Origin of the sequence: Aquabacter sediminis (assembly GCF_028863665.1) — a bacterium.
Taxonomy (GTDB): domain Bacteria; phylum Pseudomonadota; class Alphaproteobacteria; order Rhizobiales; family Xanthobacteraceae; genus L1I39.
In genome coordinates this window covers 252,458-266,400 of sequence record NZ_JARBFX010000004.1, presented here as the reverse complement: position 1 = coordinate 266,400, position 13,943 = coordinate 252,458, and the positions used below count along the sequence as shown (strand labels likewise).

Annotated in this window: 13 protein-coding genes; 7 read left to right on the top strand and 6 right to left on the bottom strand. The window is 65.9% G+C overall.

From position 1 onward, the window contains the following. Nucleotides 1–2: 2 nt before the first annotated feature. The 4 genes from der to PV781_RS09585 all read right to left on the bottom strand — a co-directional run bounded on the left by der (nt 3) and on the right by PV781_RS09585 (nt 4,565). Nucleotides 3–1,358 carry a ribosome biogenesis GTPase Der gene (der, locus tag PV781_RS09600; RefSeq protein WP_274775406.1) on the bottom strand — a complete coding sequence of 452 codons (1,356 nt, stop codon included), beginning with the start codon at nt 1,356–1,358 and terminating at the stop codon, nt 3–5. A 25-nt stretch (nt 1,359–1,383) separates the two neighbouring features. Beyond that, entirely contained in the window at nt 1,384–1,647 is a 264-nt protein-coding gene (locus tag PV781_RS09595; protein WP_274775405.1) for a hypothetical protein, read from the bottom strand. Between the two features lie 11 nt (nt 1,648–1,658). Beyond that, the gene (locus PV781_RS09590) at nt 1,659–2,336 is read right to left on the bottom strand and encodes a tetratricopeptide repeat protein (RefSeq protein ID WP_274775404.1); all 678 of its coding nucleotides are present in this window, start codon (nt 2,334–2,336) and stop codon (nt 1,659–1,661) included. Nucleotides 2,337–2,507: 171 nt separating this feature from the next. Continuing rightward, nucleotides 2,508–4,565, bottom strand: a complete 2,058-nt coding sequence (locus PV781_RS09585; RefSeq protein ID WP_274775403.1) for an NAD(+) synthase — start codon at nt 4,563–4,565, stop codon at nt 2,508–2,510. 160 nt (nt 4,566–4,725) lie between these two features. Between PV781_RS09585 and PV781_RS09580 the strand changes: the two genes are divergently transcribed. Together PV781_RS09580 and PV781_RS09575 are read left to right on the top strand one after the other, a co-directional pair. Continuing rightward, entirely contained in the window at nt 4,726–6,189 is a 1,464-nt protein-coding gene (locus tag PV781_RS09580; protein ID WP_274775402.1) for an MFS transporter, read from the top strand. A gap of 311 nt (nt 6,190–6,500) precedes the next feature. Further along, entirely contained in the window at nt 6,501–6,755 is a 255-nt protein-coding gene (locus PV781_RS09575) for a hypothetical protein (RefSeq protein WP_274775401.1), read from the top strand. Nucleotides 6,756–6,837: 82 nt separating this feature from the next. On the opposite strand, the gene PV781_RS09570 is transcribed toward PV781_RS09575, so the two are convergent. Beyond that, nucleotides 6,838–8,208 carry a glutamine synthetase family protein gene (locus PV781_RS09570; protein ID WP_274775400.1) on the bottom strand — a complete coding sequence of 457 codons (1,371 nt, stop codon included), beginning with the start codon at nt 8,206–8,208 and terminating at the stop codon, nt 6,838–6,840. 308 nt (nt 8,209–8,516) lie between these two features. On the opposite strand from PV781_RS09570, the gene PV781_RS09565 reads away from it, so the two are divergent. Genes PV781_RS09565 through PV781_RS09555 form a run of 3 tightly spaced genes read left to right on the top strand, consistent with a single transcriptional unit; the run spans nt 8,517 to nt 11,604 of the window. Then, nucleotides 8,517–10,019 carry a sensor histidine kinase gene (locus tag PV781_RS09565; protein WP_274775399.1) on the top strand — a complete coding sequence of 501 codons (1,503 nt, stop codon included), beginning with the start codon at nt 8,517–8,519 and terminating at the stop codon, nt 10,017–10,019. After that, complete coding sequence (locus tag PV781_RS09560; RefSeq protein WP_274775398.1) at nt 10,012–10,449, top strand: response regulator; 438 nt, start codon at nt 10,012–10,014, stop codon at nt 10,447–10,449. The genes PV781_RS09565 and PV781_RS09560 overlap by 8 nt, the downstream gene beginning before the upstream one ends. A 9-nt stretch (nt 10,450–10,458) precedes the next feature. Next, on the top strand, nt 10,459–11,604 hold the full coding sequence (locus PV781_RS09555; RefSeq protein WP_274775397.1) for a sensor histidine kinase: 1,146 nt from the start codon (nt 10,459–10,461) through the stop codon (nt 11,602–11,604). A 14-nt stretch (nt 11,605–11,618) separates the two neighbouring features. Here the strand turns inward: PV781_RS09555 and PV781_RS09550 are convergent, their stop codons facing one another. Continuing rightward, the gene (locus PV781_RS09550; RefSeq protein ID WP_274775396.1) at nt 11,619–11,960 is read right to left on the bottom strand and encodes a rhodanese-like domain-containing protein; all 342 of its coding nucleotides are present in this window, start codon (nt 11,958–11,960) and stop codon (nt 11,619–11,621) included. A gap of 379 nt (nt 11,961–12,339) precedes the next feature. Between PV781_RS09550 and PV781_RS09545 the strand changes: the two genes are divergently transcribed. Together PV781_RS09545 and PV781_RS09540 are read left to right on the top strand one after the other, a co-directional pair. Next, nucleotides 12,340–12,648, top strand: a complete 309-nt coding sequence (locus PV781_RS09545; protein ID WP_274775395.1) for a YMGG-like glycine zipper-containing protein — start codon at nt 12,340–12,342, stop codon at nt 12,646–12,648. 322 nt (nt 12,649–12,970) lie between these two features. Next, the gene (locus tag PV781_RS09540; RefSeq protein ID WP_274775394.1) at nt 12,971–13,843 is read left to right on the top strand and encodes an ArgK/MeaB family GTPase; all 873 of its coding nucleotides are present in this window, start codon (nt 12,971–12,973) and stop codon (nt 13,841–13,843) included. The last annotated feature ends 100 nt before the right edge of the window (nt 13,844–13,943 follow it).

Below are 13,943 nucleotides of genomic sequence, written 5' to 3'. Positions count from 1 at the left end.
GCTCACGGCGCGTAGGGATTGTCCTTCTCGCGCAAGGTCAGGCGGATCGGCACGCCCGGCAGGTCGAAGGCCTCGCGCAGGCCGTTGGTCAGGTAGCGCAGATAGCTCTCCGGCAAGGCATCGGCGCGGGAGCAGAACAGGACGAAACTCGGCGGGCGGGCCTTGGGCTGCGTCATGTAGCGGATCTTCACCCGCTTGCCGGATACCGCCGGCGGCGGATGGGAATCGGTCGCCTCCTGGAGGAAGCGGTTCAGCGGGTTGGTGGGAACGCGGATGTTCCAGACCCGGTGGGTCTCAACGATCGCCTCCATCAGGCGATCCAGCCCACGGCCGGTCAGCCCCGACATGGGCACCACGGGCACGCCGCGCACCTGGGGCAGCCAATGGTCGGCCTCCTCGCGCAGCTTGGTGGCAAGTCCGCCGGTGGGGATGAGGTCGCACTTATTGTAGCCCAGCACCACCGCCCGGCCCTCGCGCACCACCAAATCGGCGATGCGCAGGTCCTGCTCCTCGAACGGCCGCTCGGCGTCCATGAGCACCACCACCACCTCGGCGAACTTCATGGCTCGCAGGGCGTCGGCGGCGGACAGCTTCTCCAGCTTGTCGTCGATGCGCGCCCGCTTGCGCAGGCCGGCCGTGTCGTAAAGCTCGAACTTGCGGCCGCGCCATTCCAGCTCCACCGAGATGGAATCGCGGGTGATGCCGGCCTCGGGGCCGGTCAGCAGGCGGTCCTCGCCGAGAAGACGATTGATGAGGGTGGACTTGCCCGCATTGGGGCGGCCGAGCACGGCCACCTTGATGGGGCGGCTGGCGCGGTCGCCTTCCTCCTCCTCGGGCTCGGGCTCAAGCTGCGCGGCGGTCTGCGCCGGCAGCGCATCGCAGATGGCGTCATAAAGGTCGGACAGGCCCTCGCCATGCTCCGCCGACAGCGGAATGGGCGTGCCGAGGCCCAGCTCAAAGGCTTCCAGCGTTCCGGCCTCGCCGCCCCGGCCCTCGCTCTTATTGGCCACCAGGATGGTGGGCTTGCCCGAGCGGCGCGCCAGGCCCGCAAAGGCACGGTCCGTGGGGGTGAGGCCGGTCCGCGCGTCGATGATGAACAAGATGGCATCGGCATCGCCGATGGCCGCCTCGGTCTGGGCGCGCATCCGGCCCTCCAGCGAGGCGGCATCCGCCTCCTCGAGGCCGGCCGTGTCGACGATGCGGAAGTTCAGGTCGCCAAGCCGCCCCTCCCCTTCGCGCCGGTCGCGGGTCACGCCGGGGCGATCGTCCACCAGGGCGAGCTTCTTGCCCACCAGACGGTTGAACAGGGTGGACTTGCCCACATTGGGCCGCCCGACAATGGCGAGGGTAAAGGACATGAAAGGACCGCCGAAGCCTTCTGGCTCAGTTGCGCTGGCTCGTTCCGCCCTGCTGCTGCTGCGGCTGAAGGACGGTCGGATCCACGTTGGAATTGGACGGCTGGGCCACCGGGCCGGAATAGGTCACCCCCGGCACGCCCTGCGGGAAGACCGGCTTGCGCTCGCCCGGCAGCGGCGGCTTCTTCTCGTCGAAGGGATTGAACTTTTCCAGCGTCTCGCAGCTGGCGACGCCAAGGCCGAGGGCCATGACGATCGCCAGGCGCAGGAACAAGGAAGGGCGATGGGCCATGTCTGCGGTCCTCACTGGGTGGCGGCAGCGGCGGGATTGATCTGCACGGCCGCAGCCGTCAGAGCGCGGATGAGTTCGGCGCGATTGCGCACGCCCGGCGGCACCTCCGGTTCCTCCAGGAGGAGCGCGGCCGCCTTGTTGGCGGCGGCCAGGTCACCGGCCTTGTACTGCGCCAACGCCAGGATCTCCCGGGCGGAATAGCGCAATGCGCTCTGGCTGTCGGCCAGCGCCTGGAGGCGGGCCTGAATGTCGGCGAGCGGCGCGGTGTCCACAAGCAACATGGCGGCACGGACCCGGGCAAGGTCCCGCGCCAGGGTGGAGAGGCTCCCGTCGGCGGCGAGGGCGTCGAAGGCGGCAGCGGCCTTCGCCTTGTCGGTGGGGGCGAGCTCGGAGGCGGCGCGGAAGCGCGCCAGCATCTGGTAGCCGGCCGTGCCATCCTTGGCGAGGGCGAGGTAGGCCGCCTCGGCATCGGCGACCTTGCCGGCGGCGGCCAACTGGCTGGCAGCCTCGAAGCGGGCGCCGGAGGCCTGATCCTGCTTCAGCTTCCACCACTTGAAGCCGGCATAGCCGGCCGAACCGGCAATCACCGCAATCACCAGGGCGACGAACACGATGCCGTAGCGGTCCCAGACCCGGCGCAGGCGGTCGCGCCGCAGGTCTTCTTCGATCTCGTGGAAAATATCGGTCATGAACGGTCCGGAAAGGGGGGATCGCACGGGTCGCAAGGGCGAGCGCACGGCACAAGGCCAGCGCCCGGTCGAGGGCGCGTAACCTATCCATGCGGCTTCATCGTGGCAAATGCCTTCTGGCCCAAAGGCCGTCCCGCGTAAAGCCACTTCGGATTTGAAGCTGACCCAACGTCAGGCGTCGGGCACGTTCTCCGCCAGCTCCTTCAGCCACACCTTGGCCTGGCCGTCGGAGGGGGCTCGCCAGTCGCCCCTCGGGGACAGGGCCCCGCCGGAGGAAATCTTCGGTCCGTTGGGCAAGGTGGAACGCTTGAACTGGCTGACGAAGAATCGCGACAAGAACACCTTGAGCCAAGCCTTGATCTCGCCGAGGGCATAGGCTCTTCGCTCGGCCTCAGGCATGTCCTCTGGCCAGGCTCCCCGCGTCGCATCCCCCCAGGCATGGTGGGCGAGGAAGGCGATCTTGGACGGGCGATAGCCGTAGCGCGTGAGGTAGAACAGGTTGAAATCCTGCAGTGCGTAGGGCCCGACGATCTGCTGGGTGGACTGGATCGGCTTCCCATCGCTCGCCGGCACCAGCTCCGGCGAGATCTCGGTATCGAGGATGGACAAGAGGATCCCGGCGGTCTCCACGTCCACGTCCCCGGACCCGGCCACAAAGCGAATCAGATGTTGGATCAAGGTCTTGGAGACGGAGGCATTGACGTTGTAGTGGGACATGTGGTCCCCGACGCCATAGGTGCACCACCCCAAAGCCAGCTCCGACAGGTCCCCCGTCCCCACCACCAGCCCCCCGGCCTGGTTGGCCAGGCGGAACAGATAGTCGGTCCGCAGGCCCGCCTGCACATTCTCGAACGTCACGTCATAGACCGGCTCGCCGCTGGCGAAGGGATGGCCCATGTCCGCCAGCATCTGCCGGGCAGCCGGGCGGATGTCGATCTCCTGCGCACTCACCCCCAGCGCCCGCATCAGCGCCCAGGCATTGGCCTTGGTGTGATCGGAGGTCGCAAACCCAGGCAGCGTATAGGCCAGCACGTTGGACCGATCCCGGCCCAGCAGGTCCATGGCCTTGACCGTGACGATGAGGGCCTGGGTGGAATCCAGCCCCCCGGAAACCCCGATCACCGCCTTCTGGAGGCCCGTGGCCTCAAGCCGCTTGGCGAGGCCCTGCACCTGGATGTTGTAGGCCTCGTAGCAATCTTCCCGCAGCCGCTCCGGATTGGAGGGCACGAAAGGAAAGCGCTCGATGGCACGCTGGAGCGGCACCGGATGGGCCGGCGCATCAAGGCGGAAAGCAATGGTGCGGAACACAGCCGCGCCCCCCTCCTCTCGCACACTGTCCCCATAGGTGGACATGCGCATGCGCTCCTGCCGGATGCGGCCGAGGTCCACATCCGCCGTGGCAATCACCGCCCCGACCGGGAAGCGCTCGGTCTCGGCGAGCAAGTCGCCGTACTCGAACACCGCCGCATGACCATCCCAAGCCAGGTCGGTGGTGGATTCGCCAGGTCCCGCCGCTGAATAGGCATAGGCCGAAATGGTCCGGGCGGACTGGCTGGCGCAGAGCAGCCGCCGGCTCCCCGCCTTGCCGATGGTAATGTTGGACGCCGACAGGTTGAGCAGCACCTCGGCGCCCGCCAGCGCCGCGCGGGTGGAGGGCGGCAGAGGAACCCAGATGTCCTCGCAGATTTCCGCATGGAAGGTGAAGGGAACCGTGCCTTCCGAACGGAAAATCAGGTCGACTCCGAACGGTGCCTCCTGCCCCGCCACCTCGATGCGCCGTCCCCGCACCGCCGCGCCGGAGGTAAAATGGCGCCGCTCGTAGAATTCCCGGTAATTGGGCAGGTAAGTCTTTGGCACCACGCCCAGCACCGATCCGCCATGGATCACCACCGCCGTATTATAAAGGCGTCCCTCACAACGCAGCGGCGCGCCCACCAGCAGCACCGGGAACAGATCGCGGGAGGCCTCAACCAAGGTGCGGATGGCCGCCTCCACCTCGTCCAGGAGCGCGTCCTGGAACAGGAGGTCGTCGATGGCATAGGAGGACAGGCCAAGTTCCGGGAACAGCAGCACGGCGGCCTTGGCGGCATGCCCCTCGCGGGCGATGCGCAGCGTCTCCTCCACCGCGAATTCGGGATCGGTCACGGTCGCTCGGGGCACACAGGCTGCGATCCGCACGAATTCGTGAGCGTAGAGGGAGGTGAAGTCCGAGGTGAGGTCCTTGGCCACGCACATCTCCTGTTCCCCGCCGGGCAAGGCTAGCTCTACAGGATGTGGCCCGGCTGTTCCACCGCACCAACCGCATGCACTTGCCGGCGGTTCTGCGTGCGGCACGCTTTTCCAACCCCGCCGATTTCATTTAAGGAGGAGAACAGAAAGCAGAGCGAACATGCCGGCTGCCCTCCCCCGCCAGTTGCCCCGACAGGTCCTCATCCCGCTCATCGTGGCTTGCGCGCTGTTCATGGAGCAGGTGGATTCCACCATCATCTCCACGGCACTGCCCGCCATCGCCACCTCGCTGCAGGAGGATCCGGTCTCGCTGAAGCTGGCGATGACCTCCTACCTCCTGTCGCTTGCGGTGTTCATACCGGCGAGCGGCTGGGCGGCGGATCGCTACGGGGCGCGCACGGTCTTTCGCTCAGCCATCGTCATCTTCACGCTGGGCTCGATCCTGTGCGGGCTCTCCACCGGGCTCGTGGACTTCGTGCTCTACCGCATCATCCAGGGCATGGGCGGCGCCATGATGGTGCCGGTGGGACGCCTCGTTATCTTGCGCTCCATTCCCAAGTCCGAACTGGTTTCGGCGCTCGCCTGGCTCACCATGCCGGCCTTGCTGGGGCCGGTGCTGGGCCCGCCGCTGGGGGGCTTCATCACCACCTATTTCGACTGGCGGTTCATCTTCTTCATCAACGTGCCCATCGGCATTCTCGGCGTGATCCTGGCCACCCGCTTCATCGAGAACGTGCGCGAGGAGGACGTGCCACCGCTGGACCTGCGCGGCCTCGTGCTCTCCGGCCTCGGCCTTTCTGGCATCGTGGCGGGTCTGGCGCTCATGGGCGAGGCGATGATGTCGCTCTGGCTGGCCCTCGCCATCGGCTCGGCCGGCGTCGTCATCTTCGGCTTCTACGTGCGCCACGCGCACCGCACGCCCAATGCGGTCATCGACCTGACCCTGCTACGGCTGACCACCTTCCGGGCCGGCGTACTGGGGGCCTCCCTGTTCCGGGTGGGGATCGGCGCCATCCCCTTCCTGCTGCCCCTGATGCTGCAACTCACCTTTGGGCTGTCGCCGCTGGCCTCCGGCCTCCTGACCTTCGCCTCGTCGGCCGGCGCGCTGGTGATGAAGTCAACGGCCGCGCCCATCATCCGGCATTTCGGCTTCCGCCGGATCCTAGTGGTGAACAGCCTCATATCCTCCGCCTTCATCGCGGCGAACGTGCTTTTCACGCCGGAGACGCCTCACCTCATCATCATGGGTGTTCTGCTGGTGGGCGGCTTCTTCCGGTCACTGGAATTCACAGCGCTGAACGCCATCGCCTATGCGGACGTGGAACAGGCCGACATGAGCCGCGCCACCTCGTTCGCAAGTGTCGCCCAGCAAATCTCGCTGTCTGTGGGCGTCGCGGTGGCCGGAATGGTGCTGGAGGCCATGCGCGAGATCCGCGGGTCCGACACCCTCGTGCAGGCGGACTTCACGCCCGCCTTCCTCGTCGTCGCCGCCATTTCGGCGCTTTCAGTATTCTCGTTCCTTCGACTTCCCAAGGATGCGGGGGCGGAAATGACGGGGGCCAAGTCCACCATCGAGAAGCACACCTTGCCTGATCCCCGCAGCGAGGTACCGCCGCAGCCTTGATGAAGGCCTCCCGACTAGTGGGAGGGGCGGGTATGGAAATCGGCCCAGGCGAGCACTGCGGCGAAGACCACGAAAGCTGCAACGACAGCGGTGATCACAAGGGCGACATCGGCGGGCATGGCATCCTCCTTGGTTATTGCCGCCAAGGCTAAGAAGACTCGCCCTTTCGTCCCTTGATCCGGATCAAACCATGCGCCGGTCGCATGTCGGACCCAACCAGGCCCGATGAAGTCCCCCTGGACTTTCCCGGTGGAAGGACCATCTTGATGGGCAATGGGGGGAACAACCCAGAATAATAAGGAGGACCTGCCATGGGCCATGTCGCACGGCGTATGCCGGAAGATTTGGGCCGCACTTCCGTCCCCGCTGCCATTCCAAACAGCGATGGTCATGTCATCATGCCGTCCGGAGCGATTTCCGGCAGCACAGGTCAATGCGTCAGCGGCGCCATCACCGAAGTGGTGACCTGGCGCACCACCGCTCCCAGCATCCCCAATGATATGGAGCCGGTGCATATGGAGCGTGCCCGTAGAAGGCATTGGCGCCGGCCGCGACCGGCGCACTGATCACCCTCTCCCCGGCATCCAAGGGATGCCGAGAAGCTAATGGCCGGGGCATCCAATGGACGCCCCGGGGTGGTGGTTGCTCTTACAAATACGTGTCGTACTCCAGCGACGAGATGACGCGCGAAAGTGCGTCGAGTTCCGCCTGCTTCATGACGGCATAGATCCGCCGATATTCCTCTCCGAACGCCCGGGCGATGAAGTCCGAGTTGCGGAAGCGGTTGATGGCTTCGCTCATGGAGGGGGAAAGGCTTTCCGCCTCATGGTCGTAGGCATTGCCACTCAAGGGGGGCGGCGGTTCGATACCGGCCTCGATCCCCTCCAGCATGCCGGCGAGAATGCCAGCGAGCACCAGATGCGGATGGGCGTCCGCGCCTGCGATGCGATGCTCCAAGCGCTTGGCGTTGGGGGGACCATTGGGGACCCGCACAGCCACCGAGCGGTTGTCGAACCCCCAGGTGATGCCCGTTGGCGCATAGCTGCCGGGCACGAGGCGCCGATAGCCGTTGAAGCCCGGGACGAAGAAGAGCAGCGTTTCCGCCATGGTCGCGAGAAGCCCGCCTGCGGCGTGCCGCAGCAGCTTGTCGCCCTCCCCGCCTTCGCGCGAGAAGGCATTGGCGCCGCTCTTGTCCTTCAGGCTCACATGCACATGCATGCCGTTGCCGGCGAAATCGAGCAGGGGCTTGGCCATGAAGGTGGCGCGCAGGCCGTGCCGATGGGCGACCCCGTCGATCAGCCGTTTCAGCAGGATCGCATCGTCCGCCGCGGCCATGGGATCGGCGCGGTGATAGAGATTGACCTCGAACTGGCCGGGCGCCGCCTCGGATATGACCGTGTCGGCCGGCAGGCCCTGGGTCGCCGCCGCTGTACGCATATCATGCAGCACCGGCGCGAAGGCATCGAGGTCAGACATGGAATACATGTTCTGGCGCGCCTGCCCGGTGGCCGGAAAGACCGGCTCGGGCGGCTGACCGGGCTCTCCGGGCTTCAGCAGATAGAATTCCAGTTCGAACGCCACCACCGGCGTGAGCCCCAGCGCCGAGAAGCGCTCGACAATGCGGGCCAGTTGCTGGCGCGGGTCGAGGAGCCAGGGGCGACCATCCGGCTCATGCATGGTGATGAGCACCTGCGCCGCCGGGCGCGGAGACCAGGGCACCGGCTTCAGCGTGCCGGGCACCGGCCAGCACAGGCCGTCCTTGTCGCCGGTCTCCAGATGAATTTCGGTGGCCTCCACCTCGCAGCCCCAGATGTCGAGGCCGAAGATGGATAGGGGAATGGCGACGCCGCTTTCCCATATCTTGGCCATGGACTGGCCGGGGATCCACTTTCCGCGGAGCACACCGCTGGTGTCGGGCAGGAGGACTTCCACGATGTCGGGCACACCGTAGGACTGGATGTAGGATTTCGCCTCGTCTCCGGCCTCGACCGGGGCCGCGCCCTGCGCGGGTGAAACCATCAGGGGGGCCTCCTGAGCCCCACTCTGCGCTTCAGGTGCACCCTGAAGAAGGCGACTGCGTTCTGGAACCTGCATGATACTCCATCGTCCAAATGAACCGGCTCATAGGAGCATATTGGCTGCTTACGGACAAGCTATAGCTTTATATGACCTTTTCTGAACCGCGACTTTATTTTCGCCCAGCCGTTGCGCTATCGCGCCACTGAGATTTCTTATAGAGAGAAGGTCAGGAATCAAAATCGCGACCTTCATTCTTGTCCATCTTCCGATCATCACCCTTCACACTTGTCCGAGGTTGGACGACCTGAATGGCCGCCCCTTCCGCGCCGCACACCAAGCGCGCCATCTTTCTCAGCCAGCCGGTTCTGCTCGGCCTTGGCTTTTCCATGCTCATCGCCATCAGCGCGGCGTCCATTTTCCTGGTCAACCGGGCGCGGGACGATTCCAGCAAGGTCGCCCATACGCTCAAGGTCGAGAACAGCCTGTCCGAGCTCAGGGTCATGATCCGGCGGGCGGAAAGTTCCGAGCGCGGCTATCTCCTCACTGGCCGGGACAGCTTCGTCGCGGTGTTTGACGGTGCGGTCCGGGACATTGAGCCGGCGCTGGAGACCCTCTCGCAACTCACGGCGGACAATCCCAGCCAGGGCGCCCGGATCAGCAAGCTGGTCCCCATGGTGCGCGAGAAAGTGGCGGAGCTGACCCGCACGGTTGCCTTGCGAAAGGCCGGGCAGGCGGACGAGGCGCTGGCCGTGGTGGAAGCGGGTCGGGGCGAGACCCTCATGCGGCAGATGTCCACCCTCATCTCCGAGATGAAGAACGAAGAGGAGGCGCTTCTGGCCTCCCGAACCGCCGCGTCCAACGCCACAGCCACCTGGCTGCTGGTCATGAACGTCATCGGCGTGATCGCGATCCTCATCATCGCGGCCTTGTCCATGCTTCTCGTGCGGCGCAACACGGAAGACCTGCGCCTCGCCCATCGCGACCTGGAGCGCGCGAACCTCTCCCTGGAGCAGCGCGTCCGCGAGCGCACGGCGGATCTGGAAGAGGCCAATAAGGAAATCCAGAGCTTCGCCTATATCGTCAGCCACGACTTGCGCTCGCCGCTCGTGAACATCATGGGCTTCACCAGCGAGCTGGAAGCCATGCGCACCGACCTCTTCGACCGGCTTGCCGCGCTGCGCCAGCAGACGGGCGGCAAGGTGGACGAGGATGCGGACCTGGCGGCGGACTTCGAGGAGGCGTTTGGCTTCATCAAGGCGTCCATCGTGAAGATGGACCGGCTCATCAAGGCGATCCTGGAGCTTTCCCGGCAGGGCCGCGCGGAATTCCATCCCGCCGGAGTGGATGTGCGCGGTCTCGTCACGTCCATCGCCGAGACGATGGCGCACCAACTGCTGGAGCGGGACGCCCGCATCGATGTCACGCCGCTGCCGGACATCATTTCCGATCGCATGGCGCTCGAGCAGGTCTTCACCAACCTCATCGACAATGCGGTCAAGTACCTGCGCCCCGACGTGCCCGGCCGGATCTCGGTGTCGGCTCTTGAGACGCCGGGCTATGTGACCTTCCTGGTCTCGGACAATGGGCGCGGCATCGCCGCCGAGGATCGCGGCCGGGTGTTCGAGCTGTTCCGGCGCTCGGGTCCGCAGGACAAGCCTGGCGAAGGCATCGGCCTTGCCCACGTGCGCTCCCTGGTGCGCCGCATGGGCGGCTCCATCGTGCTGGACTCCCAATTGGGCGAGGGAACCACCTTCAAAATTACCCTGCCGCGCGTGCTCGCGCCGCAAAACCTAGGGAACGACAATGGTTGAGCACGTTTCCATCGTGATGATCGAGGACGATGAAGGCCACGCCCGCCTGATCGAGAAGAACATCCGCCGCGCCGGCGTGATGAACGAGATCACTCCCTTCCGGGATGGCACGAGCGCCATCAAGCACCTGTTCGGTGCCGACGGCACGGGCGCCGTCAATGCCGGCAAGGCCCTCCTGGTGCTGCTGGATCTCAACCTGCCGGACATGACCGGCGTCGATATCCTCAAGCGCATCAAGGAAAACGAACACCTCAAGCGGTCTCCGGTCGTGGTGCTCACCACCACCGACGACAAGCGCGAGATCCAGCGCTGCTACGACCTCGGCGCCAATGTCTATGTGACCAAGCCGGTCAATTACGAGAACTTCGCCAATGCGATCCGCCAGCTCGGCCTGTTCTTCTCGGTGATCCAGGTTCCCGAGGCGAAATGATGTGGCATCATGGCCATGACTGACAGTTCACGGGTGGAGGCGGCCATCGGCAGCGAGGGTGCGGAGCCTTCCGCAGACGCAGCGGACCTATCCGCGCGCCCGCGACGGGTGCTTTATATCGATGACGATCCTGGCCTTTCCAGCCTGGTGCGCCGGAAGCTGGAGCGCCTGGGCTATGCCGTCGAGACGGCCCCCACCGGGGCGGCAGGGCTCATGCGCATTGCCGCCGGGGGTATCGACGTGGTCGCGCTCGACCATTTCATGCCCGGCCAGGATGGCCTCTCCACTCTTGCCGACATCCGCCGCCTGCCCGACCCGCCGCCCGTGGTCTATGTGACCGGCACCCAGGAAAGCCGCGTGGCCGTTGCCGCGCTCAAGGCCGGTGCGGTCGACTATGTGATCAAGGAAGTCCAGAGCGACTTCATCGAACTGCTCCGCTCGGCCATCGACGCGGCCATCGAGACCGTGCGCATGCGACGCGCCCATGAGGCCGCCGAGGCGGAGATCCGCGCCGCCCGCGACCGCTTCGAGGCGCTGGCCGCGGAACGGGCGCTGCTGTTGCGGGAGATGAATCACCGGGTGGGCAACTCCCTGCAGATCATCGTGTCCCTGCTGCACGTCCAGGCCAGCGCCACCGACAATCCGGAAGTGCAGGATGCCCTCCAGTCCGCCCGCGGCCGCGTCGCCGCGGTGGCGCAGGTGCATCGGCGCCTCTACACCTCCGAGGACGTGGCAAGCGTCGCGCTCGACCAGTATCTGGCGGCCCTCGCGGAGGACCTTCAGGTCTCTGCGCGGCATGGGGAGGTGGGGGTCACCCTTCAGGTGCGTTCCGACCCGCTGGAGATCGATCCGGACAGGGCCGTGGCCATCGGCGTAATCGTCACCGAACTGGTGATCAACGCCTCCAAATACGCCTATCCCAGCGGATCGGGCCCCGTGCGGGTGGACCTGACCCATTCGGACGGCGAGGTTCGCCTGGACGTGGCGGACGAGGGGGTGGGCATGCCGCAGGAACACAGCAAGGGCACCGGGCTCGGCAATCGCATCGTGCGCGCCATGGCCTCCAAGCTTGGCGCGCACCTGGCGTTTCTTGCCGCATCGCCCGGGACGTGCGTGCGCCTGACCTTCCCGCTTCGGCCGGAGGGTCGGGCCTGAGAGCGCGCCCGGCTTCAGCCCTTGAGGGTCTCGAAGCCGGCGTCCTTCCAGCCGAGAATGCCGCCCTGCATGTGCTCCACATAGGGCAGGCCGGCGGCCTGAGCGAGCGCGGCCGCCTTCTGCGACCGCTGCCCGGACCGGCACGAGAAGACCAGGCGCTTGCCCTCCGGGTCCGGCAAGCCCGCCGGATCGAAGCTGTTGAGCGGCATATTGACGGCGCCGGGAATGCGCTCCGCCGCGATCTCGTTCGGCTCGCGGACATCCACCAGCAGGACGGTGCCGTCATCAAGGCCAGCCTGAACCTCCTGGGGAGACAGATGGACGATTCGGCCGCCAAACGGATTGAACTCACTCATCTCACACGTCTCCCGAAAGAGGCAGCACCGTGCCCAAGAGAGGCACGCAAGGCAAGGGTTGCCACGCATTCTCGCGCATCATCCGCGTGCGGCGCAGCGCGCGAAACTGCCTCAGCGATCACGCGCCCGTGATCGAGCGACCCATCGCACCCTTTATAGCCAGAATTTTTCGAGATATTTCATAATGTTGCGCAAATTCGGCACCTCGAGCTTGGCAAGAGTATCAAGCGGTTAGAGAACCGAGATTCGCTGACATAATACCTCCAAAATTGCATTCACACCTCTCGCTCATCTCCCGTTCATGTTGGTGGAACTAGCTTTTGAAAGCGTCGCACAAGGTTCGGTCGATATCCGAAAGGGATCGAGTCGGAGCTGTGAGATGTGGAAGAAGGTCATGGCAGTGCTGCTTCTGGCCAGTTGCCTTCCAGGCGCCGGGGTCGCCCAGGACGATGTGGCGGCGGGGGCGGTGATGGGGGGCATCACAGGGGCGATCATTGGTGGAGCGGTCTCGGGTAACGCAAGGGGTGCAGCGGCGGGCGCGGTGATCGGCGGAGCGACCGGTGCGATCCTGGGCGGAGCCCTGAACCAGCAGCAGCAGAGTACATATTATTTCTGGAATAATGGTCGCTGCTATTATAGCGACAACAGTGGCCAAGTGATGACGGTTCCGAAAGCCTATTGCCAATGAAGAGCTATTGATCGGTTTCGTTCCCCCGCACGGTTCCGATCAGTGGAAAAGGCGTCGACGCAAGTCGACGCCTTTTTTTCGTTTCATCTCGCTCTCTGCGTCTCCAGATTTCAACTGGCGAGAACGGTTCACTCGCTCTCCCCCATCCAGGCCGGCATTGTTCCGTTGGGCCCGCGCCAGTGCCTTGGCGACGGCCGGCATGACGCATGTCGGCCGCCCTCCGGGTGCCAAGCCTTCGCACCTGCATTAAGCTTGTGCCATGCAGCGTCCCCGCCCTTCGATTCCCAGCCTTGAAGTCCTCAGGTCCGGCGGCAAGCGCGCCATGGCCGGCGCACTCGCCGCTGTGGAGACCGCGCGCGGCTCCGCCGATCTGACCGCCCTGCTCGACGCGGCCGTCCAGTCCGCGCGTGCCCATGTGCTTGGGCTGACCGGCCCGCCGGGGGTGGGCAAGTCCACCCTCACCAATGCCCTGGTGCGCCAGGCCCGCGCGGCCGGCGAAACCATTGCCGTCCTGGCGGTGGACCCTTCCTCCCGCCGCACGGGCGGCGCCCTTCTGGGAGACCGCGCCCGCATCCAGACCGATCCGGAAGATCGTGGTGTGTTCGTGCGCTCCATGGCCGCACGCGACAGGCTGGGGGGCCTGTCGGACGATGCGGTGGCGGCGGTGGCCCTGCTGCGGGCGGTCTATGACCGTGTGATCGTCGAAACGGTCGGCGTGGGCCAGTCGGAGGCCGACATAGACCTCGTGGCCGACACGGTCGTGCTGTGCATCCAGCCCGCTTCGGGTGACAGCCTGCAATTCATGAAGGCGGGCGTGATGGAATTACCCGACATCATCGTCGTCACGAAAGCCGACATGGCGGAAATCGCGCGCCGCGCGGCCGCGGATGTGACGGGCGCCCTGTCCCTGGCGGGAAGCGGGGGCGGCTGGCAGGTGCCGGTGATCCGCTTGTCGGCAGCCACGGGAGAGGGTCTCCCGGCCTTCTCACAGTCGGTGCGGGACCATCAACTCCATCTTTCCGAGGGCGGACGGGCGGATGCGCGCCGCAAGGCCCAAGAGGCGCGCTGGGTGGAGGAGGCGATCCGGGTCCGCTTCGGCACGGAAGGGCTGGCGCGTGCCCGCCGCATGGAACTGCCGGCCGGCGGCCCCTTCACCCGGGAGGCCGCGTTCGCGCGGCGCTTAACCACCCCGTAAGCTTAATGGGCGATTTTCTCGATATGCCGCCGAGGCCCCCTGGACAACCGGGGCCAAGCCTCGGCAGCGGGCGCGCGGCCGGCAGCATTCCGCTGACGGG